Origin of the sequence: Paenibacillus sp. FSL W7-1279 (assembly GCF_037969845.1) — a bacterium.
Taxonomy (GTDB): domain Bacteria; phylum Bacillota; class Bacilli; order Paenibacillales; family Paenibacillaceae; genus Paenibacillus_AQ.
The window spans coordinates 1,347,680-1,368,296 of sequence record NZ_CP150215.1 but is presented as its reverse complement, the minus strand read 5'-3'; the positions used below and the strand labels follow the sequence as shown (position 1 = coordinate 1,368,296).

Here is a 20,617-nt window from a genome sequence, read left to right as displayed (position 1 = left end):
CCAGTGCCTCCTCTACAATCCAATATTAACCTTGAGTCCTTGATAGCTTCCGGACTCGGGAAATCCGTGCTGAACGATCGTCATGAACTTCTCGGTGAACCCGTAGCTTGTTAGATCTGCGATTGGGACCAAGACCACATCACCTATGGGATTGGAGTCGAACTCGTTCGATGGGAGTCGGATCTCACCCTCTAAGCGTTCCAGCAAAAAAGTAATATGTAACAGGGATGGCGATGAATCTGGTTTATCACATAGATACAGGAGTTTCTTCACTTTGGTGGTCAGCCCGGTTTCCTCTACCATTTCCCGAACCATGGCTTCTTCCAGGGTTTCCCCCTGCTCTACCCTTCCTCCTGGAAGCGACCAGCCACGTTCTGACGAAACGCTCTGTTTGACCAGTAAAATATGTTCGTCTTCAATCAGGATTCCGGTCACTCTAACCTGCAACAGGTTGCTCATTAACACACCTCCAACTCGTTGGATTCTTCTTATTTTATTACTTTACACGATACGGACCGTTGTTGATAAGGGGGTACGATGTTTCCGCTGATGAACCAACTTCCATTCACACAGATATTCCAATTGTTCTCTGAATGCAACTAAGCAACTTTAGTTGTTTTTAACCTGTTGACTCTCACCTTACAGGAGACCGCAAAATAGGTTCCAGCATTAATTCTGTAAGGAGGAATATCCACCATGCCAAGCTCCATCCGTTTACTACGCAACGGATTCGTCCGAGCGACGTGGTGATATAACCGAGGTATAAATGCATCCTTGCCGATAAATAAAAACCGAGTGAAAACGGGGTTATTCCCGTTGCACTCGGTTATCTGCTTTTCGGCAATATAGCTCTACCCAGATCCTAAAGCTTGCTCAATATCTGCTCTATGACCTGCTTATCCAACATCACATTATGACCCGATATACACGTGTCAAAATCCATTTCTTTATATTTCAAAAGCGTTTGTATATAAAGATCTTGTTCAACATAAATGCTTGGAATAATTTCATCCATGGAGTCACCTACATTATCGCCTACATGGATCACCTGCTCTAACTCGTCCAACACACTTATGGAATCCACGGTATGGCCAGGAGTATAAATGAGCCGTATGTTGTCTTCCGGAAAATATAATTCGTTATCAAATGTCAGATTGGGAAGAACCAATTCTGCCTCGCCCTCAACAAACCTCATGTTTTTCTGGATCATGCCTTCCCAGCCCGACTCCATCATTTCCCTGCATAGCTTGTGAGATATGATGATACAGTCTCGGAACGAGCCATTTCCCCAGATATGGTCCCAATGATGGTGCGTATTGATTACAATGGTTGGCTTGCTGTCATGCTTTATGTATTCTTTGACAGGCTCGATGTTCCGTGAGCCCAGACCCGTATCGATAATGTAATTATTCCGGTCTCCCATAATCAGTTGAACATTTAAATCCCATCCAGTAGGGATATGGTTGGTAAACAAGAAACTTCTATTCTTTATCTTTTGAATTTGCAATTCTACACCCGCCAACTGTAATTTTTTTGATTATGAATCGTACCCAATTATACATCGCTTCGAGTACGGGAACCAGCGTGTCGCAGATTCGCTATAAAGCGTATTCCACTTTGGGAGGAATAGCCCGGTTCATATCGGCACGATATTTTATATCTTAAATCATAGCCTAGGTATTATTCCGGGAGGAACGTTCCGTTATAATGAACCATAAGGAAATCATCCCCTATTATCCAAAATAACGGATTGAGGTGAGTCATGTGACAGGAAAAACCCTTGTTCATCCTGATGGTCGAACCGTAACCTTACTCGACAGCGGCACCGACGACCAAGGGGACTATCTCTTGGTACAACATACGATTGTTAAGCAAGGCCCGATGAACGGCCCGCATTGGCATCCGGTTCTGCAAGAAACATTTACTGTACAAGAGGGGGTTATGCGATTTGTGATTGACGGAAAAGAGACGATCGTGGAGCAAGGGGGGCAGGCCCGCATCCTTCCGACTCAGATTCACCAATTCTGGAATGTTAGCACAGACCGACTGGTTGCCCTGCATGAGATTCGCCCTCCGGGACAACATTGGAACATGTTTGAGCTTATTCACAAATTGGAATGTGAAGGCAAACTTAACAACAAGGGGATTCCGTCGAACCCTTTATGGCTTGGTGCCGCTTGGAGAGTTATGGATGGGTACCTCGCGGGACCGCCCCGGATTGTGCAGACGGCTGTGTTAGGTGGATTAGCACGGCTAGCTGATCTTCTGAAATATCGAGTGTAAGGATCATTCCAAGCAGGAGGTGCCTATGAGCTATAACGGATCCGATTTTTATGACAACGATACGAATTTCGAGAACTACATGCAGCGACGGCAAGGGCAGGAGAACGCCAACGATACATTGGAAAAGCCCGTCATCTGGCAGCTGCTGGGAGATGTCTCAGAGCAGCTTGTATTAGACCTGGGTTGCGGCGATGCTGGCTTTGGCGTGGAATTGTTGGAAAAAGGATGTGCATCATATGTAGGAATCGAGGGTTCCCGTAATATGGTGGAAGCTGCTTCGAACAATCTCGCCGGCTGCAACGGAACCGTTGTACACACGAGGCTCGAGGACTTTACATATCCCCGCGATTCCTATGATCTGGTGCTCTCCAGGCTCGCCATTCATTATCTGCAGGATATCGAGCGCGTCTTTCAATACATTTATCAGAGCTTGAAGCCAAGCGGCAGGTTTGTCTTCTCCGTCGAGCATCCCGTTATTACCTCCACGCTTCAGCCGTCCGGTACCAGAACGAATTGGGTGGTGGACAACTACTTCATCGAAGGCTACCGGGAGCAGCAATGGCTCGGCGGTACCGTTCACAAGTACCATCGAACCGTCGAGGATTATTTCAGGGCGATGCAGGAAGCCGGCTTTATCGTGGAGCAGCTTAGGGAATCCCGTCCCGTGCGAGAACATTTCATACACGAGGAAACCTATGAGCGCAGGCGCAGAATTCCACTGTTCCTGTTTCTGGCGGGGAGAAAGAGCTCGTAATTCCCATTCCATTCCGAAAAAAAGCACCCTTCCACATCACAAGTGGAACAGGGTGCTTTTTAAGTTTAGGATGATTGACAGGGATGCCGGGAACGCCTACGCGTCTTTTCCTCTTACTGGGGTCTGCCGGTCTTGCTTCCCTTATTGAATCCACCGGACTTGCGCTTACGGGCTTGACCGTCCTTAGGGTTATGAACCGCTTCCGCTTTGAACTTACGTGCCATCTCTGAATACGGATTAAGAACAGCTTCCGCCTTCGGGTTACGTGCCGAATTCGTGCTCGAATGGCGAGCCGCGTCTGATTTCGGTTTACGAGCCGTGTCGGTCTTTGGCTTACGGGTGGCATCGGCCTTCGGTTTAGCAGTTGGTCTAACTGCTGCTGATTTGGCTTTGCCGGGTTTGGCCGAGCCCGATTTCGGCGATCGGTCTACCTTGGCGGCTCTTAATGATCCTGACATCGGGAAGGCATGGTCCTTCACTTCGGGAATGGACTTGCCGATTAACTTCTCGATATCCCGGAGAAAAGGCACCTCGTCCACTTCGCAGAACGATATCGCCGTTCCGCTCAGTCCCGCACGTCCCGTCCGGCCAATCCGGTGAACATACGTTTCCGGAATGTTCGGAAGGTTAAAGTTAATGACATGCGACAGCTCGTCGATATCGATGCCTCGCGCCGCAATATCCGTAGCCACCAGAACCCGGGTTTCCCCGCTTTTGAAATTTTTGAGTGCCGTCTGGCGGCTGACCTGCGATTTATTCCCGTGAATGGCTTGTGCCGAGATGTTCACCTTCGTCAGATCGCGAACAACCCGGTCAGCCCCGCGCTTTGTACGTGTGAAGACCAGGGCCGACACGATGGATGGGTCCTTCATCAGCTCATTCAACTGTTTCTGCTTATTTCCTGTTTCCAGCAGGTACACCGATTGCTTGATCCGTTCGGCCGTTGATGAAACCGGCGTAATCTCTACTTTTACAGGGTTTTGCAATAAGGTTTTGACAAGCTGGGTAATCTCCGCAGGCATGGTAGCCGAGAAGAACAGCGTTTGTCTTTTGCTCGGCATTTTGGCAATAATTCGTTTTACGTCATGAATAAAGCCCATATCAAGCATCCGGTCAGCCTCATCCAGCACCAGAATCTCCACATGCTGCAGATCGACACGCTTCTGATTCATAAGATCCAGAAGTCTGCCTGGCGTAGCAATGAGGATGTCCGCTCCTTGCTGAAGCGCCCGCTCCTGTGTTTTTTGCGAAACGCCGCCAACAATGGCCGTCGACCGCAGCTTTGTGAACTGACTGTAGGCTTTCACGTTATCCGAAATTTGCAGGGCAAGCTCCCGGGTCGGCGACAACACCAACGCGCGAATACGGCGCGCCATCCCTGGTTTAGGGGGCTGTTCGTTCAACAGCTGAATCATCGGTACCGAAAAAGCGGCGGTCTTCCCTGTTCCGGTCTGCGCGCAGCCCAGCAAATCTCTGCCGGCCAACACAGCCGGGATCGCCTGAGCCTGAATAGGCGTTGGCGTCTTGTAATTCTCCTTCGCTAAAGCCTTGAGAATCACGGGGGATATATTTAAATCTTGAAATGTCATGGGGTCTCCTTTAAGGTGAATACCTATATTGTCTCATCACGTAACATGGGGCATCTCATATAGAGTCTCCACAAGCCGTTCCTTTACGTCATAACATATAACGATACCATACATTAGCACAAAAAAAGAAGCGGAATTTTTCTCCGCCTCTCGTTTCGGCTATTATCTACCGCAAAATTTCATTCAACCCCCCTTTCTTTGGATCATTGATTTTACTTATTCAAGAAGAAAATTAGGAATATGATAAATATTGCTATTAGCGTAGTTAAGCATCCTGTTTGATGACCAATCATTGTTTTTCCAATGGATTGTGAAAAATTTAAAATTGCATTTTTTTCATACTCTTTCCTTAGTTTGTTCTCAAGTTCTTCTCGTTCATGATCACGGTTGTTATTCATTTATACTGCCTCCCCGAATTCCTGTTTTTAAGTAATTCAAAGAGTAACTCCAGCTTGAAAAATCATGTTTATCCAATTATAAGGCTGAATATGCGAAAAACCCATAATAAACTAAATCATTACACAAAAAACGATCCAATTATATTATGGATCGTTTTTTATGACGGCACTGTTCCTATTTTCTAAATGTACACTACGTCTTTATATCCAGTTCCAGTTATGCCCCAAACCGCTGCCGATACCCGCATTTTCTGCATAACTCCTCAACAGCTTCCCGGCGCGAAAATCCATCCACAAGATTGTTCGCCCGCTCCCCGTCAACGATCTCCGAGAAGGACTTCTGATGGATATTGCCCAAGTTGATGACCCCTTCCCCATCCAGACAGCACGGCACGACCGTCCCGTCTACCAGAATGGCCGCCTGGCTGCGAAGCGCATGGCAGAAGCCTTTGCCTTCATCCTCCGGGGCTGTCAGACTTGGCCACTGAAACTCATAATCCTGATTCAGATAGACATGGTCGGCGACCTTCACGCCGCCGCCGGGTTCAACCTTTTCCTCGATTCGGTAGTCCAGGTTGAATTCCTGCTCCAAAATTTCGAGTGTCTGGCGATTGCGGCTCTTCTCTAGGTTCGTTTGGTTGTCCTGGGTCAGATTCCACAAACGGAACGAGAAGATGACTTTATGCTCCTCGGCAGCACGAACAAAGGATAGAATCTCCCGCAAATATCCCTCACGGTCCGTGGACCCGACATGGCCGTCAAAGCTGTGGAGCGAGAAGTTCATCTGTCTTAAGGCCGGCTTGCCCAGCAGCTTATGCCGGTTCTTCGCGATCAACGTGCCGTTGGTCGTAATGTTGACCTTGAACCCTTTTTCATGGCTGATATCCAGCAGCTCATCGATCTTCGGATGGAGCAGCGGCTCCCCCTTCACATGCAGATAAATGTAACTCGTATGCGGCTTGATCTCATCCAATCTTCTCGCAAAGTCTTCCACTTTAATGAAGTTGGCCTTGCGCTCCGTCGGCGGGCAGAACGTGCAGGCCAGATTACAAATACTCGTAATTTCTATGTAAACTTTCTTAAACGTCTTCAAGATGTTATCCCCAATCTCATGTCTATGATCGCATGATTCGCTAGCTGAGTCGCTTGCCAATCCTTCATATCGTACCATAGGCGGGCTTATACAGCTACAACTACAGATGCTATCTGAGCCATTCTGTATGAAGACAATTTAGATTAATCGCCTTCTCCTTTAGTTTTATCAACATTAGCAAGTAGTGATACAAGCCACAAAAAAGCACCGTCCTAATGACAGTGCTCTTTTTAAAATGAGGTTTCTTATTTATCAAAATCATACTCGGCAAGTTCTTCAGGCGTTATAAATTTTACCGTGATGGAACTACCTGGGGGAGCTCGTGTGGATCGTCTATAGGACGAACTGTTGGAGGAGCTACATCTTGGTCTCCTTCACTCTCAACGACCGCCTCCGAAGGAGCAGCTTCTTGAAGAGGAGCTACAACATTGCTTCCTTCATGCTCTACAACAGGTACAAGACGAACTTCTTGTGGAGGAGCTACAACATTGCTTCCTTCATGCTCTACAACAGGTGCAGGACGAGCTTCTTGTGGAGGAGCTACAACATTGCTTCCTTCATGCTCTACAACAGGTACAGGACGAGCTTCTTGTGGAGGAGCTACAACATTGCTTCCTTTATGCTCTACAACAGGTGCAGGACGAGCTTCCTCCAGCTGAGTTTCAACATCGTTTCCTTCACTCTCAACGACGGTTTCAGGAGGTACCGGCCTAGGGGCAGCTTCTTGTGGTTGAGCTTCAGCATGACTTTCCTCATTTCCAATGACTCTGGGCGTATGGTTAGAAGCCCATGCCGCTGCGGATGTGCTAATTGCAGCAACCAAAAACACCGCTGTTATCGTGAGATACATCGTTTTCTTTTTTTGTTTCTTTACATTCAGCATCATCATTAATCTCCTCTTTAATTGTTTGCCGTCACCGGATAAGGAGGCACAGAATTGCACGGGTAAATTCCTTGATCCTGCCATGACGCTTAAGATCGTCTCCCCATAGCGTTTTCGCTCGGCATAGGACATCTCTTTTACGACCTCTTCATCACAAGACAGCTCGCTCCATATATGAATGTCCTTGCGAAGAATGTGAACCAAAGGGTTAAACCAATGCAAGGCGCTTGCTCCGAGCGTGAACGCTTTGACCCATAAATCTTTCCGTTTCAGATGGATCAACTCATGTCGGATCACCATGTCCACGTTAACGGTATTCTCTATAGGGAGATAAATGGTTGGTTTCCATAGGCCGACAAGAACAGGACTCCGAATGATGGAGCTGTAGGCAAGCCTGACACTGCTTTTCACACCAAGGGCTTCCTTAATGAAGGAGAGCTGTTTGGCTGCTTCGCTGCTTGTCGGAACGTTGGTACGTGTATGTTCTAGTTTCTTTAAAAATCTGCGATAACAATACATCTGCCATGCAGCAAAAGCTATAGCGCCGACTGCCCATAGGACAATCAGGGGAAGTGCTATGTTTGCTGATATGGTCTGATCTCGGATGAGCGGCTCCGGATGAATCCCTGAATATGGACCGGGCAGCGCATGCTGCACAGTTGAAGGCAGCTCGTTCACGATGGGAACGGTTGCTGTTGCATTGAATGTAAAAAGCGGCAAGATCCACTGAATACCAAGGACTACGGGTAAAAGATAAAAGCCTATTGCCATTTTGTTCATTCCATAACGCCACTTTGTAGGAAAGGCATGGACGGATACGATCCGCAGGACAAGCATGCTGGCTACGACGGCACTTCCAGCAGCGGTAAGGGTAAACAGCGTTTCAAGAATCGTATTCATAAGCCCCCCTACTTTTGCGAAAACCATTGCTTCAGCTCTGCAATATCTTCATCTGAAAGCTTTTCGCCGTCATACAAAGCTGAAATTAGATTTTTAACCGAGCCTTGATATAATCCGTCCAGAACATGCTGCGTTTCCATAAGCTTATAATCTTCAGGCGAAATGCGAGGCGTATATTTATTGGTCCGCCCATCCCTTGTAGCCGTGAGCGCCCCTTTGTCCACCAAACGCGATAAGAAGGTGGAGATGGTCTGTGCCTTCCATTCCCTACCTCTCTCGGCAAACAGAGCGAGCAATTCGGTGGATGTGACAGGCGGCGTACACTCCCAAATCACCTCCATTAGCTCCATTTCGGTATCCGATAATTTTTGAACTTGGTTCACGGTGAACACCTCTTTACGTCGTTATGCGTCCATAACGAACTTAATCACTACACGATGTAGTGATTATAACCTACTACATCACGTAGTGATATGTCAAGCGAAGGAAGTTGAAATTTACTACTACATTGAACTTATACGTAAAATTAAAGAACCGCGCGAGAGCGCGGTTCTTATCTACATAACAGCTCAAATTATTGAGGGCACCTATATTCCTTGGGTCCTCTTATTTGTACTCGTACAGATGGTAGTGTTAACGCCGTTTATTTTGAATCGTTGTCGTCATTGTCTACAGCGTCGCCAGCTTTGTTTCCCAATGCTGCGCCTGCGATACCGCCGGCAATCGTGCCGATTGGACCCAGAACGGAACCTACAGCAGCACCCACCGCGCCGCCGCCAGCTGTTCCTAAAGCTTCTCCAGCCTCAATATCCATGTTGGTCGTGTCGCGGTCAGAATCAACCTTTTGATTACGATCGTTTTTATTAGCCATCCATCTCACTCCCTCGACATTGTGATAGGAACAGCTCCATCTTGCCAGACGTTGTTCCAAACCATATCTTGCCCTAACGAGTCTGAAAGAATTCTTTAAAAGTATATCGGCCCAGATCTCTTCTACTCCAAATTAGGTTGCGTATTTTAGACGATGTTTGCGGATTATGGGATTATGTAAACGGTACCAAGCTTGCTACAATGAACATGCAATTACGAAATGAACTTTGTTCAAGGGGGATTATACATGAAAAAGCTGTCGATTTTACTGTTAACCTGCGTGTTGATTATGGGGGCGCTAAGCGGTTGCGGAAGCAGCGAGTCCGACTCGGCTTCGTCTAATAAACTCGTCATCTACAGTCCGAATAGCGAAGAGATCATCAAGACCATCATCCCGATGTTCGAGAAGCAGACCGGGATTACGGTTGAGCTTGTAACGGCTGGTACCGGCGAAATTATTAAGCGCTTACAGTCCGAGAAGCAAAACCCTTACGCTGACGTGATGTTCGGCGGTTCTATGGCCGGTTTCCGTGAAAATGAAGCTTTATACGAGCCTTACGTATCACCTGAAGACAAGAACTTAATGGAAGGTCACCGCAATACGTCGGGCTTCGCTACTCCTTATATCTCGGATGGCAGCGTGCTGCTCGTGAACAAAAATCTGATCGGCGACATCAAAATCGAAGGTTATGCGGATTTGTTGAACCCGCAGCTCAAAGGGAAGATTGCCTCCGCTGATCCGGCAAGCTCAAGCTCCGCTTTCGCCCAGTTAACCAATATGCTGAAAGCGATGGGCGGCGATTATGAGAATGAACAAGGCTGGAACTACGTCGGTCAGCTGATCGAGAACCTGGACGGCAAAATCGCGAGCGGTTCCGGTGCTGTTCACAAAAGCGTGGCAGACGGTGAATATGTGGTCGGCCTTACCTATGAAGACCCTTCCAGCACCTATGTAAAGAACGGAGCTCCGGTAGAAATCGTATATCCAAAAGAAGGCGCGGTATTCCTGGATGCGGGATCTGCCATTATCAAAGATGCACCGCATATGGACAACGCCAAGAAATTCATCGACTTCATTCTGTCTCAAGAAGCTCAGGATGCATTCGGGACGCAATTAACGAATCGTCCGCTCCGCCAGGATACGAAGCTTGGCGACCACATGAAGCCTTATGAAGAAATTCACATGATTGATGAAGACACAGACTATGTCAGCGAGCATAAATCCGAGATCGTAGAGCGTTATGTCGATTTGTTCACTAGCGTTAAATAAACTATAGAATCAGGTGACAACCATGAGCGTAACCATAACCATTCAAGACTTAATCAAAAAATACGGCGACACAACCGTCATTCCCGAGCTGTCCCTGGAGATTAAAAAGGGTGAATTCTTCACCCTTCTCGGGCCTTCCGGGTGCGGCAAGACGACACTGCTGCGCATGATCGCCGGCTTCAACAGCATTGAAGGCGGAACCATTCATTTTAACGAGCGCGTCATTAACCAGGTGGAACCGGGCAAGCGGAATATCGGGATGGTCTTTCAGAGCTATGCGATCTTCCCTCACTTAACCGTCAAAGGAAACATCGCGTTCGGACTGGAGAATCGAAAATTATCCAAAGCGGAGATTAACGCCAAGGTGGATGAGATCTTAAAGGTCGTTCAGATTGAGCCCTATAAAGATCGTATGCCGAAGAATCTGTCCGGCGGCCAGCAGCAGCGCGTTGCGCTAGCCAGAGCGATCGTCATCCGCCCGGATGTCCTGCTGATGGATGAGCCTCTATCCAACCTGGATGCCAAGCTTCGGGTCGACATGCGTAATGCCATTAAAGACATTCAACGAGAAGTCGGGATTACCACCGTCTACGTTACGCACGATCAGGAGGAAGCCATGGCGGTATCCGACCGCATCGCGGTCATGAAATCCGGCGTGATTCAGCATCTCGGAACGCCACAGGAGATTTACCAGCGTCCTGCAAACGTATTCGTAGCAACCTTTATCGGCCGTACCAACATTCTTGGCGGTACTTTAACCAAATTGGCAGACAGCCATGTCCTGCACTTCGGCTCCGGCTATATGGAAGAGCTGTCTAACATCGAGGTTCCGAAATCCGATGCCAAGGCTGATACACTTAACGTTCAAATCTCGGTTCGGCCGGAAGAGTTCATTCTAACCGAGGACCAAACCGGCATGAAAGCAACGATTGTGCACAGCGTATTTCTGGGGCAGAACACCCATTATTTTGTGGACTTGTCGTCCGGTCAACGCATGGAGATCACGCAGGAATCGAAAACGTCACAGATCCTCGAGCCTGGCCAAGTCATCTATCTCAAAGTGAAAAAAGAGAAGATCAATGTCTATGATGCGGCAGGCGAACTGAACTATACTAGGGGCGCTCGGCTATGAGAGAGACGCGCAAACGATTTGACGTCTGGACCAACATTTCGTTACTGATCTTTGTGTTCTACATTCTTTTTCTCGCTCTGCCTTTGTTTACGATGCTGTTCAAGAGTGTGTACAACGGTACGACAGGCGATTTTTCCCTCGCCTATTTCACGAAGTTTTTCAGTAAGCCCTATTATTTAAACGCGCTGTTCAACAGCGTGAAAGTTACCGTCAGCGTTACCTTGCTTGCCGCCATTATCGCAACGCCGCTGGCCTACATCATGGCAACGGTGAAGATTAAAGGCAGTTCGGCCATTCGGGTCATGATTCTGATCTCCTCGATGTCGGCTCCTTTCATTGGCGCTTACTCCTGGATCCTGCTGCTGGGCAGAAGCGGCGTCATTACGAAATTCGTTAGCAGCACATTCGGCATTACGATGCCGGATATCTACGGATTTACGGGGATCTTGGTGGTCTTAACCTTGCAGATGGTTCCTCTGATCTTCATGTATGTGTCCGGCGCACTGAAGAATATGGATCAATCGTTGATGGAAGCAGCCGAGAGCATGGGTTATACAGGCTTAGGCAAAATGCGCAAAGTGCTCCTTCCGCTCATTACGCCAACCCTGCTGGCAGGCGGCCTGCTCGTCTTCATGCGTGCGCTTGCCGATTTTGGTACGCCGATGCTGATCGGTGAGGGATACAAGACCGTGCCTGTACTGATCTTTAACGAGTTCATCAGTGAGGTCGGGGGCGACGACGGCTTTGCGGCAGCGATCAGTGTCATCGTCGTTCTGTTCGCCACCACGATATTTCTACTGCAAAAATTCGTAGCCAATCGCAAATCCTTTACGATGAGTGCACTGCATCCGATCGAAGCCAAGAAGAAGAAGGGGATCGGCAACATTGCGGCTCATGCCGTTATCTATCTGTATACGTTAATCGCACTGCTGCCGCAGCTCTATGTCATCTATACTTCGTTCCTGAAATCCAACGGCAGAATCTTTGTAAAAGGATTTTCGCTCCAAAGCTATCAAGAGGCTTTCAGTAATATTGGCGGCGTCATTCTGAACACGTTCTTTCTGGCCATCGTCTCGCTGGTCGCCATCATTCTGTTAGCGATACTGATTGCTTACGTAACCGTTCGCAGGAAGAATGCACTGACGAACACATTGGACATTTTCACAATGTTCCCGTATATCGTTCCCGGTTCCATACTCGGGATTGCTCTATTGATCACGTTCAACAATAAGCCGCTGGCGCTAAGCGGAACAGCCGTCATCATGATCATTTCGTTTGTCATCCGGCGGCTGCCTTATACGATTCGATCCAGTGCGGCCATTCTGCATCAGATTAACGATGGGATCGAGGAAGCGGCGATCAGTCTGGGCGCTTCCCAGATGAAGACGTTCTTCAAGATCACGCTTCCGATGATGCTGGCAGGCGTCGTCTCCGGCGCGATCTTAAGCTGGATTACCATCATCACCGAACTAAGCACCTCGATCATTCTTTATACAGGCAAGACCAAGACCGTAACGGTTGCCATCTACACCGAGGTCATCCGCGGAAACTACGGCGTGGCGGCAGCGCTGTCAACCATTCTTACCGTCATTACGGTCGTGTCGCTGCTCGTCTTCCTGAAGCTCTCCGGACAAAAGGAAGTTTCCATGTAATGTGAAGAGAAGAACTCATAACGAAAGACTACATCCAAGTCGGCACCTGCAGCATGAAGGTCCGGCTTGGATGTATTTGGATTATCTGCGGTTACCGCGAGTCAGTATAATAGGATCGAGGGCCTTATCGCAGATGGAGGGCAGCATGAAACCAACACATTATCGTAATTTCAAGGAATCAACCCGTCATTTATTTCGCATCTATACGATGATCCCGTTCTCCATCTTAATCGTATTGTTTTTGGCGTTCACGATTATTAATGGCAGAATGAACCTAACCCAAAAAACGACCGAAGCCGCCCAGTCCATCAGTCAGTCCATTTCCGGCGTGTATCAGCAGTACGACGAGGAGATTCACCGGATGGCCGTTTCTCCTACCGTGATCAATTATGTAAGCTCGCATCTGGGCAGCGAACAGGTGTACTCTGCCTTCTATGATTTCAACAACCGGCAGAAGGTAAAGAGTATTTTTCATATCGTCAATACGGACGGGGTCTTTCTGGCAAGCTCCGCCCCGGCGGATGCACTGTATTCCAATTTTGCCTTCGGCAATCTCATTCATCGGATCGATCAGCGGCCCGGCGACACGCTTACCGAAATGAACAGTTTTCGTTATTCGCATGACCGCGATACGAGCTACACGTTTGGCAAAGCCATCGTGAAGGACAAGCGGACGATAGGCTATATCATCTATCAGCTGTATGAATCCGACATTCAGAAGATGATTTTCGAACAAAATAATGAGATTGCCATGATCACGGATGAACATAACACCATAATTGCCACGACCAGCAATGTGACCAAAGGGGTTCTCAACAAATTCAGCCCCAAGCTCGATAACAGGGGACATGTTCTGCTGAACGAAGGCAAGTATTATATGTATGCCAAACGAATCCCTGACACACCGATTCAAGTCATTACGCTGAACTCCTATAAATCGGAGCAATACACCTATTATACGGTGTCTTTCTTTGTCCTTGCGGCCAGCCTGCTGCTGTGGGTGTTGATCCAGTTCCTGGCGAACAAAATGTCGACGCGCAATTCCGAATCCATCGATAAATTAATTCATGCCTTGGCACAGCTGCGCGAAGGTAACTTCAATGGCTATGTCGATATTCAGACAAATGACGAGTTTCAAATTCTGGGCGATGAGTACAATGTGATGCTGGATCGGCTGAAAGAATTGATCGAGAAAAATAAAGAGCTGTCGGAGCTTCGCACCATTATTGAGGTAAAGCAGCTGCAATCGCAGTTCCATCCGCATTTTATTTTTAATGTTCTGGAAACCCTGCGCTATGCCATTAAGATCGATGCCAATCAGGCCCAGGACATCGTGCTGATTCTATCCCGCTTGTTAAGGTACAGCATCGGACATGATCGCAATGTTCAACTTAAGAATGACATGAATTATGTACGGGATTATCTAAAGCTGCAGCAAATTCGGTTCAATGATCGGCTGGAATACCGGATTGCCGTAGCGGAGGAAACGCTGGATGTATACGTCCCCAAGCTTCTGCTGCAGCCGATTATCGAAAACGCTATCAAATATGGCTATGAGAATCAAAGTGATGTGCTGATTGAGATTAACATCTACACCTCCAACGGCAAGCTCATTCTGGAGGTTCGCGACAACGGGCAAGGCATGAGTAAAGAGAAACTGCAGGAAGTGAATCAGATTTTGCAAAGCCAGACAAACACGACGCAGCATATCGGGCTGTATAACGTTCACCGTCGTTTAGTTCTTCTATATGGTGAAGAATCCGGCATCCACATTGACAGCGCGCAAGGAAAAGGCACCTGCGTGGCACTAACAATTCCTTACGAATGGAGTGGATATCATGTTTAAAGTACTGCTGGTCGAAGATGAGGATATGATTCGCAGGGGCATCCGGTTCAGCATCGATTGGGTTCAATACGATTGCATCGTCATTGAGGAAGGGTTGAATGGTCAGGATGGTTACGAGAAGATCTGCGAGCTCAAGCCGGATATCGTCATAACCGACATCACCATGCCGATCATGGATGGCATCTCGATGATTCGGGAAGGCCTCAAGCAGCATACCTTCAGCAGCATTATTATCTCCGGTTATAATGAATTCCACCTTGCGCAGCAGGCGCTCCAGTTAGGCGTGAGCGAGTTTCTGGTAAAGCCCTTAGAGGACGAGCAGCTGGTCGCGGCACTCGAATCGGCCAAAGCTAAAGTGGATTTAATCCGCAAATATGAAGTGATCTCGAATCATCCGCAGGAAAAGGAGGAGATTCTTAACAGCAAGTTTCTGGAGAAGGAAACCAAAACCTCAAAATACGTGGCCAAAATGATCGCCTATGTACAGGAGAATTATGCCAAGAAGATCAGCATTCATGATCTCGTGGAGGAGATCGGATTAAGCGCCTATTACCTGAACCAGAAATTCAAGGCAGAGACCAGCTATACGTTTAATGAGTTTCTTAACCGTTATCGCATCCAGAAATCGATCGAATTACTGAAGTCAGGCGATAACAAAGTTTATACCATCGCGCAGGATATCGGATTTAGCGATTACAAGTATTTTATAAGCATCTTCAAGAAGTACGCCCACGTCACGCCGAGCCAGTATCAGGAATATTTCGAGGAGAAGAATGGATAGAACGGGTAATCTAGATACGAGAGGTGCTCGATCGTACTTATATTTGCACACACCCCTGCAAGACATGAGCAGGGGTGTGGAATCTTTATCTATGATTGCTATCGTTCATACAAACGGTACATGGATAGTTCATCACTCATCGCTACAGCTTGGGCAAAGGCTTCCTTCACGTCCCGTCCCTGCTGAACAATCTCATAGAACAGCCGCAGAACAAACATCAGCGCATCGTTGCCGTCCGGATAGTCATCCGGCCCGATATACATCTTGCAGCCCCGCTCCAGGAAAGCTTCGGCCAGTGCTGGATCCCCCAGCGAGCAGCCGTTCGCGATTACCGTCTTCCCGTCCAGCTTCGCATAGCGCCGAACCTCATCTGCCCCGAAGTCGCCCTTCGGCTCCTCCTCCTCGTATACCTCTTCGCCGAGCTCCGGCATAATCAAGCTGCCTTCATCCCCGTGAAAATTCAACAGGATCATATCGGTGCCTTCATATAGATCAACGCCTGACAAGACGGAGATCAGATCATTCGGCGTCCCGATCCAGTATGTAAAGACGCGCACCCCGAAATACTCCAGAGCCGCCCTTACCGCTTGGCTCTCCATGTCGCAATCCGGTCCGACGACCAGAGCGACCTGCATAACAGGCTTACTCACTTCTGTATCAACTCCTGACAATGATAATTATATGGATTTGGAATTGGAGCCCATTCTATTATTGCCGACCGCATTTCCTTTTTCAACCAGTCATCACACTTTTCTCAGTATCATCCACCATTGCTTATCATACGATTCGACTTCAACCTCTTCCAATCCTAGATTCGCTTCGCTAATCCAGCTTCTAGCCAGTTGGATATAGTTGCTGTGGAATTCAGAGGAATACCCCATTTCATCATATCCAGAATAAGTAATGTTATCGAATATCATGTATCCCCCTCTTTTTAACTGCTTACGGCTTGTGTCAATGATTTGGATAAACGCATGATATGCTGCATCCTTCAATATGCCTTTTCGGTGATAATCCATAACAGTTTGTAACATTTGAGGTTCGATTGTCCACCAATCTTGATTTACTGTATCAATGCCCTCACGATCCGCGATAATGGTCTGGATGATATCGTTAATAGCGTGGTGATAAGCGACAACGTCAAAAGAGGACTCCGGATAATATAAACCGACATTGGCTGCATCGTCCTCAACAACCCGTATACTGACGTCCATCCCTTTCGTTTTCTCCTGAAAGTTTCGTGTCAGATCCCTGTTGAGATTGGCAGTCACATAGGTTCCCATGTTGTTGGAATAAGCATCTAAAGCCTTTGGAATGTAAACAACATCACCGGCACCAACCTCCAAAAGACTTAACGCACGGGGCATATTCAGCTCCATGAAAAGATTCTGCCAAGAGGCCGAATAATACAATTGAAGATATTCGAATACCCTCTGCTTGGATATACCTATCGGTACGGCTAATATGTCTTTCAGTTTGTTTTCCATTTGGACCGCGTTCATCTGTTCTAATTCAGAAATCATGTCCTGTGAAAAGTCACGTTTCAGAATATCGTTAAACACGCCGGCACTCATTCTCTCTGCTAGCGTCTGCATATCCATTAGCGTATCCCTCTCTTCGTATAGTTTCTAGAGTATATTCGAATTCATGGTGTTTTTTCCTCTTTATATTATTGAAGAAACTTTCCATTGCATGATGATGGCTGGCGGCTATTTAATAACGCAAAAATGCGCCCAGCTGGTATTATCGAGCTGGGCGCAAGTCCTACGCATAAGAAGGCGTTTTATAACGTTGTGAAGCCGTTAATTACCGGAGAACCGCACTTTCGTTTATGTTGAGCCTCGGATTAAGGCACGTGCAAAATCCTCTACCTATGAATAACTAACAACATGATTCCCTATTTCATTAAATGGGTGTATATGGATTCATTTTATTGGATTATTTCTATTTCTTTAACTGCTCTAATTGGCGGCTGAGATTCTAATTGATCTGTATCAGCGGTAATTCTTACTCTCTGACCAGTATAATTTGCATGGTCTACCTTAAACTCGATCCCCTCCACTACACAGGAGGTCGTAATAGTAAGCGGAGGGTTTAGCTTTAGCTGGTGCTGGCGGAGGTGTTGGGACTTTTTTTATAATGTGCTGCTTAAATCGGCAATATTATTGGATCTCTAGCTTCTCGTATTTTTTAGCTGCCATCTTGCCAGGATAAGAGTCTTCCCTAGTCTCATAGTAAACAATGATTTCTTCACCAACTGTAAATTTTGAGGGATCAATCTTACTCACCCATACGACTTCCCTATATTCGCCAGATTTGATCACTTCTTGCGTATCTTTCTTTAAATCCCCCTCTGTTAAATTGGCTATGAGTAGTATTCTGTTATTTGGGGAATCGACTTCTTTTACGACTCCTTGCATCTGTTGGTAATCGGAATCGACAATATTACAAGCGCTCAATATAAAGAGGAGACAGCATATTACTAGCATCCATTTTATTTTCTTCATTAGTTTGCCCCTTACATATTCACTGTTTACTTCTCTCTAAGAACTTTATATATTCTCCACCTAGGAGACTCTTTAAAAAGATATCCCATAAATCATCTTTATTAGGGGATAATATCCACTGGAGATATTTTAGTTAAATCCTTATTTGACCTAAATTGTTACTAAAATTTATTTAAAGAAATACATAGTATCAACTTTTCGAATTCATATATCCAATATAATGAAATTTGTAAACTAAAACACCACGAAAAAAGGTGGGTACTACGTGAGAAGAATAGGAATAGCGTTGTTAACAGTATTTTGTCTCCTCGCCGGTTGCAATCAGGCGTCTGATGTCCTCGTATCTAATTCAACAATTGATGAATCTGACATCGGCGAACATCGTATGCCATATTCCCTAAGTTTCACAGAAGTGGACCTAGAAAAACCACTGAAAAAAAATGTTGAAACAGACTTGACTAAAGTCATACTCAAACAAGAGATAGATAATTACACTACCTATTATTATCAAAAAAATCAAGATGATCAAAATATTTTTGCAGCTATAAAGATTGGAACGAATATTTTTGAAATTGGTCAAGTTGGTTACTCTGCTGAAAATACCGATCAATACACAATTAGTCTAGTTAATGCACTTGATAAGAATTATATAAAAGTAACAGGAGCATGTGGAGCTAATTGCCCAATTAGTTACTATATTCAAACGGATACAAACTCTCCAAAAGTATTGCAAATTGAAGCGCATACGGTGGAAGCAGATGTTGACCAGGACGGAACCAATGAAATTATTGCTACCGTTGGTACTGCTGCCCAAACATCAATTTACAAAATCAAGAATGCTCATATCGTTGCAACGAGTCTAAACGAGGCGCTTGATGCGCAGGAAGTGACATATGATAAAGAATCCAATACTTTTGTAGTCGGTGCGGATATCTGGAGGGTCAAGGGTGAGGAATTAGTGAGTCCAAAATAATTAGAGCCAACTTGGCTCTATGAGAAATGACTCCACCATCCTTACTAGTATTATATTTGATTGTGAAGCAATAAAAAAACAATTCATATCAGAATAGATTAGCTAGAGGAAATGCATTATCAAGGTTGATAGTGCATTTTTTCGATGAAATAATTCACACAAATTCGAACAACATACCGATCATAAGTCCGGTAAATTTCCCGATTTTGTCCCGACCCGAAATGGCGTCGAAATACCTTCATAATTGAACATCATGCTCATTCCCATAGATGCGTGCATCAGATTGTGGCAATGCATCATCCATAGTCCCGGGTTATCCGCCTTTACGTACACCTCGTAAGTATCACCTTCTTGCGTTAATAATGTATCAAGATATACGGGACTTCCGCTCAAAGCCTGGCCGTTATGGCTTAGCACCTGAAATATGTGCCCATGCAAATGAAAAGGGTGGTCCCCTCCGCCAGCATTCGTAATCGTCATTTTTACACGCTGGCCTTCCTTGACCACCAGAGGTGGTATTTCATGAAAACTTTTTTCGTTAATGGAGTTGATGAACAGATTCTGATCGAGCTTTAAGGTATAGGACTGATCGTAGGTTAATTTGTCTACAGGAGCATTCGGATCTGGTTCTCCATAGTCGGTCCATCTGAATAAGCTGTGATCCGAACGGATCTCCGGTTCGCTACCGGTCCCGAGTGTCACATTCAAACCTGATTCACTCGTGACGACAACTTTACCTTGCCGCGGCATCTCAAAGAGAAGATCATAACGCTGGCCCGCTCCCATTAGAAATTTATAATGCTCCAGCATCCCCGGTTCGTGGAGGTCATGGCCATCCATCGCAATTATTCGGTAAGAGGCCCCGTCGACGCGAATCGTTTCCGTTTCGTTCGCAGCATTGATCATCCTCAGTCTGACTTTCTTTCCGGGAGCCGCCTCGATATGCGTTCCCTTTGTTGAACCGTTCATGAGATAAGTTCCATTTAACTGTTGGATAAGTATCGTTTCCTCCTGATCGTATTCGAACCGATCCTGCTGAGGATCGACAATGAAATTCCCCAGCAAGCCCTTTTCAACCTGGATGGAGCTAGCCTGATGAGAGTGATACCAATACGTTCCGGGAGAGTCTGCTATAAATTCGTACGTATACTGCTCTCCGGGCTTTACGGCATCCTGCGTCACACCCGCTACTCCATCCTGCGAACAAGGAAGAACAATCCCGTGCCAATGGATGGTAACCCCTTCTTGAATGTCCTTGTTGTCTAGCACGACACGGACTCTTTCACCTTCGGCAACTCGAATTTCTGGTCCTGGCGTGAGGCCGTTGAATGTCCAAACCTTCTCGATATCACCATTATCTAATTTTTTCTCGCTCTGTGAGGCCGTGAGCCGAAACTCGCGTACGGGCGCGTCGCTCTCCCCCTCTGTAATTGCTTCGCATGACCGTGTCGCCAGTGAAGCCTGGTGGGTTGCTGCAGAGGCGGTTCCATGCTGATGGCCCGCCATCCCTTCCATGTGATGCATTTCGCCCATATTTACTTCATATGGTTTTTGCATGCGAATTTGCCAAAAGTACGTGCCAACCAACACACCCAGCAGAATCGCCACTCCCAACCCCGCTATACCGACCTTCCCTTTCCAAGTTAGCCTCCGCATAAGCTTTCACTCCTTTTTATGATTGATCAA

Annotated in this window: 20 protein-coding genes; 8 read left to right on the top strand and 12 right to left on the bottom strand. The window is 46.7% G+C overall.

The window, feature by feature from the left end; translation table 11 throughout:
• Positions 1 to 12 precede the first annotated feature (12 nt).
• The gene (locus tag MKY82_RS05820) at positions 13 to 459 is read right to left on the bottom strand and encodes an NUDIX hydrolase (RefSeq protein ID WP_339295711.1); all 447 of its coding nucleotides are present in this window, start codon (positions 457 to 459) and stop codon (positions 13 to 15) included.
• A 403-nt stretch (positions 460 to 862) separates the two neighbouring features.
• On the bottom strand, positions 863 to 1,507 hold the full coding sequence (locus tag MKY82_RS05815) for an MBL fold metallo-hydrolase (protein WP_194545059.1): 645 nt from the start codon (positions 1,505 to 1,507) through the stop codon (positions 863 to 865).
• Between the two features lie 257 nt (positions 1,508 to 1,764).
• Here MKY82_RS05815 and MKY82_RS05810 point away from each other — a divergent pair, with 257 nt between their 5' ends.
• Positions 1,765 to 2,283: a cupin domain-containing protein gene (locus MKY82_RS05810; protein ID WP_220686411.1), complete on the top strand. Its 519-nt coding sequence runs from the start codon at positions 1,765 to 1,767 to the stop codon at positions 2,281 to 2,283.
• A gap of 25 nt (positions 2,284 to 2,308) precedes the next feature.
• Positions 2,309 to 3,037, top strand: coding sequence for a class I SAM-dependent methyltransferase (locus tag MKY82_RS05805; protein ID WP_339222029.1), 729 nt, complete (start codon positions 2,309 to 2,311; stop codon positions 3,035 to 3,037).
• 113 nt (positions 3,038 to 3,150) lie between these two features.
• On the opposite strand, the gene MKY82_RS05800 is transcribed toward MKY82_RS05805, so the two are convergent.
• From MKY82_RS05800 to MKY82_RS05775, 6 genes are all read right to left on the bottom strand, one after another.
• Positions 3,151 to 4,626 (bottom strand): DEAD/DEAH box helicase, encoded by a 1,476-nt coding sequence (locus MKY82_RS05800; protein ID WP_220686413.1) that lies wholly within the window; start codon positions 4,624 to 4,626, stop codon positions 3,151 to 3,153.
• A gap of 212 nt (positions 4,627 to 4,838) precedes the next feature.
• Entirely contained in the window at positions 4,839 to 5,024 is a 186-nt protein-coding gene (locus MKY82_RS05795; RefSeq protein WP_339222026.1) for a hypothetical protein, read from the bottom strand.
• A 217-nt stretch (positions 5,025 to 5,241) separates the two neighbouring features.
• Positions 5,242 to 6,117: a radical SAM/SPASM domain-containing protein gene (locus tag MKY82_RS05790; RefSeq protein WP_194541134.1), complete on the bottom strand. Its 876-nt coding sequence runs from the start codon at positions 6,115 to 6,117 to the stop codon at positions 5,242 to 5,244.
• Positions 6,118 to 6,409: 292 nt separating this feature from the next.
• Positions 6,410 to 7,900 (bottom strand): M56 family metallopeptidase, encoded by a 1,491-nt coding sequence (locus MKY82_RS05785; protein WP_339295710.1) that lies wholly within the window; start codon positions 7,898 to 7,900, stop codon positions 6,410 to 6,412.
• An 8-nt stretch (positions 7,901 to 7,908) separates the two neighbouring features.
• The gene (locus MKY82_RS05780; RefSeq protein WP_194541132.1) at positions 7,909 to 8,283 is read right to left on the bottom strand and encodes a BlaI/MecI/CopY family transcriptional regulator; all 375 of its coding nucleotides are present in this window, start codon (positions 8,281 to 8,283) and stop codon (positions 7,909 to 7,911) included.
• 260 nt (positions 8,284 to 8,543) lie between these two features.
• Positions 8,544 to 8,771 carry a glycine zipper domain-containing protein gene (locus tag MKY82_RS05775; RefSeq protein ID WP_194541131.1) on the bottom strand — a complete coding sequence of 76 codons (228 nt, stop codon included), beginning with the start codon at positions 8,769 to 8,771 and terminating at the stop codon, positions 8,544 to 8,546.
• A gap of 246 nt (positions 8,772 to 9,017) precedes the next feature.
• Here MKY82_RS05775 and MKY82_RS05770 point away from each other — a divergent pair, with 246 nt between their 5' ends.
• The 5 genes from MKY82_RS05770 to MKY82_RS05750 all read left to right on the top strand — a co-directional run bounded on the left by MKY82_RS05770 (position 9,018) and on the right by MKY82_RS05750 (position 15,451).
• Positions 9,018 to 10,040 carry an ABC transporter substrate-binding protein gene (locus MKY82_RS05770; protein WP_216533081.1) on the top strand — a complete coding sequence of 341 codons (1,023 nt, stop codon included), beginning with the start codon at positions 9,018 to 9,020 and terminating at the stop codon, positions 10,038 to 10,040.
• A 22-nt stretch (positions 10,041 to 10,062) separates the two neighbouring features.
• Positions 10,063 to 11,172 carry an ABC transporter ATP-binding protein gene (locus MKY82_RS05765; protein WP_194541129.1) on the top strand — a complete coding sequence of 370 codons (1,110 nt, stop codon included), beginning with the start codon at positions 10,063 to 10,065 and terminating at the stop codon, positions 11,170 to 11,172.
• Positions 11,169 to 12,824, top strand: a complete 1,656-nt coding sequence (locus MKY82_RS05760) for an iron ABC transporter permease (protein ID WP_194541128.1) — start codon at positions 11,169 to 11,171, stop codon at positions 12,822 to 12,824. Before MKY82_RS05765 ends, MKY82_RS05760 begins: the two co-directional genes overlap by 4 nt.
• A gap of 145 nt (positions 12,825 to 12,969) precedes the next feature.
• Positions 12,970 to 14,670: a sensor histidine kinase gene (locus MKY82_RS05755; protein WP_194541127.1), complete on the top strand. Its 1,701-nt coding sequence runs from the start codon at positions 12,970 to 12,972 to the stop codon at positions 14,668 to 14,670.
• Positions 14,663 to 15,451 carry a response regulator gene (locus MKY82_RS05750; RefSeq protein ID WP_071221356.1) on the top strand — a complete coding sequence of 263 codons (789 nt, stop codon included), beginning with the start codon at positions 14,663 to 14,665 and terminating at the stop codon, positions 15,449 to 15,451. The genes MKY82_RS05755 and MKY82_RS05750 overlap by 8 nt, the downstream gene beginning before the upstream one ends.
• Before the next feature lie 98 nt (positions 15,452 to 15,549).
• Here the strand turns inward: MKY82_RS05750 and MKY82_RS05745 are convergent, their stop codons facing one another.
• From MKY82_RS05745 to MKY82_RS05735, 3 genes are all read right to left on the bottom strand, one after another.
• Positions 15,550 to 16,101, bottom strand: coding sequence for a delta-aminolevulinic acid dehydratase (locus tag MKY82_RS05745; RefSeq protein ID WP_339222017.1), 552 nt, complete (start codon positions 16,099 to 16,101; stop codon positions 15,550 to 15,552).
• A 93-nt stretch (positions 16,102 to 16,194) separates the two neighbouring features.
• Complete coding sequence (locus MKY82_RS05740; RefSeq protein WP_339222015.1) at positions 16,195 to 17,052, bottom strand: hypothetical protein; 858 nt, start codon at positions 17,050 to 17,052, stop codon at positions 16,195 to 16,197.
• Positions 17,053 to 17,613: 561 nt separating this feature from the next.
• Entirely contained in the window at positions 17,614 to 17,958 is a 345-nt protein-coding gene (locus tag MKY82_RS05735) for a DUF3221 domain-containing protein (protein ID WP_194541124.1), read from the bottom strand.
• A 265-nt stretch (positions 17,959 to 18,223) separates the two neighbouring features.
• Between MKY82_RS05735 and MKY82_RS05730 the strand changes: the two genes are divergently transcribed.
• The gene (locus MKY82_RS05730) at positions 18,224 to 18,931 is read left to right on the top strand and encodes a hypothetical protein (RefSeq protein ID WP_339295709.1); all 708 of its coding nucleotides are present in this window, start codon (positions 18,224 to 18,226) and stop codon (positions 18,929 to 18,931) included.
• Positions 18,932 to 19,111: 180 nt separating this feature from the next.
• Here MKY82_RS05730 and MKY82_RS05725 read toward each other — a convergent pair whose 3' ends face one another.
• On the bottom strand, positions 19,112 to 20,587 hold the full coding sequence (locus MKY82_RS05725; protein ID WP_339295708.1) for a multicopper oxidase family protein: 1,476 nt from the start codon (positions 20,585 to 20,587) through the stop codon (positions 19,112 to 19,114).
• Positions 20,588 to 20,617: the final 30 nt, after the last annotated feature.

What these genes read in the sequence shown, in the direction of transcription:
- MKY82_RS05795 (WP_339222026.1), bottom strand. Translation starts at nt 5,024, where the DNA reads ATGAATAACAACCGTGATCATGAACGAGAAGAACTTGAGAACAAACTA.
- MKY82_RS05750 (WP_071221356.1), top strand. Translation starts at nt 14,663, where the DNA reads ATGTTTAAAGTACTGCTGGTCGAAGATGAGGATATGATTCGCAGGGGC.
- MKY82_RS05775 (WP_194541131.1), bottom strand. Translation starts at nt 8,771, where the DNA reads ATGGCTAATAAAAACGATCGTAATCAAAAGGTTGATTCTGACCGCGAC.
- MKY82_RS05800 (WP_220686413.1), bottom strand. Translation starts at nt 4,626, where the DNA reads ATGACATTTCAAGATTTAAATATATCCCCCGTGATTCTCAAGGCTTTA.
- MKY82_RS05765 (WP_194541129.1), top strand. Translation starts at nt 10,063, where the DNA reads ATGAGCGTAACCATAACCATTCAAGACTTAATCAAAAAATACGGCGAC.
- MKY82_RS05725 (WP_339295708.1), bottom strand. Translation starts at nt 20,587, where the DNA reads ATGCGGAGGCTAACTTGGAAAGGGAAGGTCGGTATAGCGGGGTTGGGA.
- MKY82_RS05785 (WP_339295710.1), bottom strand. Translation starts at nt 7,900, where the DNA reads ATGAATACGATTCTTGAAACGCTGTTTACCCTTACCGCTGCTGGAAGT.
- MKY82_RS05740 (WP_339222015.1), bottom strand. Translation starts at nt 17,052, where the DNA reads ATGGATATGCAGACGCTAGCAGAGAGAATGAGTGCCGGCGTGTTTAAC.
- MKY82_RS05805 (WP_339222029.1), top strand. Translation starts at nt 2,309, where the DNA reads ATGAGCTATAACGGATCCGATTTTTATGACAACGATACGAATTTCGAG.
- MKY82_RS05755 (WP_194541127.1), top strand. Translation starts at nt 12,970, where the DNA reads ATGAAACCAACACATTATCGTAATTTCAAGGAATCAACCCGTCATTTA.
- MKY82_RS05735 (WP_194541124.1), bottom strand. Translation starts at nt 17,958, where the DNA reads ATGAAGAAAATAAAATGGATGCTAGTAATATGCTGTCTCCTCTTTATA.
- MKY82_RS05820 (WP_339295711.1), bottom strand. Translation starts at nt 459, where the DNA reads ATGAGCAACCTGTTGCAGGTTAGAGTGACCGGAATCCTGATTGAAGAC.
- MKY82_RS05760 (WP_194541128.1), top strand. Translation starts at nt 11,169, where the DNA reads ATGAGAGAGACGCGCAAACGATTTGACGTCTGGACCAACATTTCGTTA.
- MKY82_RS05770 (WP_216533081.1), top strand. Translation starts at nt 9,018, where the DNA reads ATGAAAAAGCTGTCGATTTTACTGTTAACCTGCGTGTTGATTATGGGG.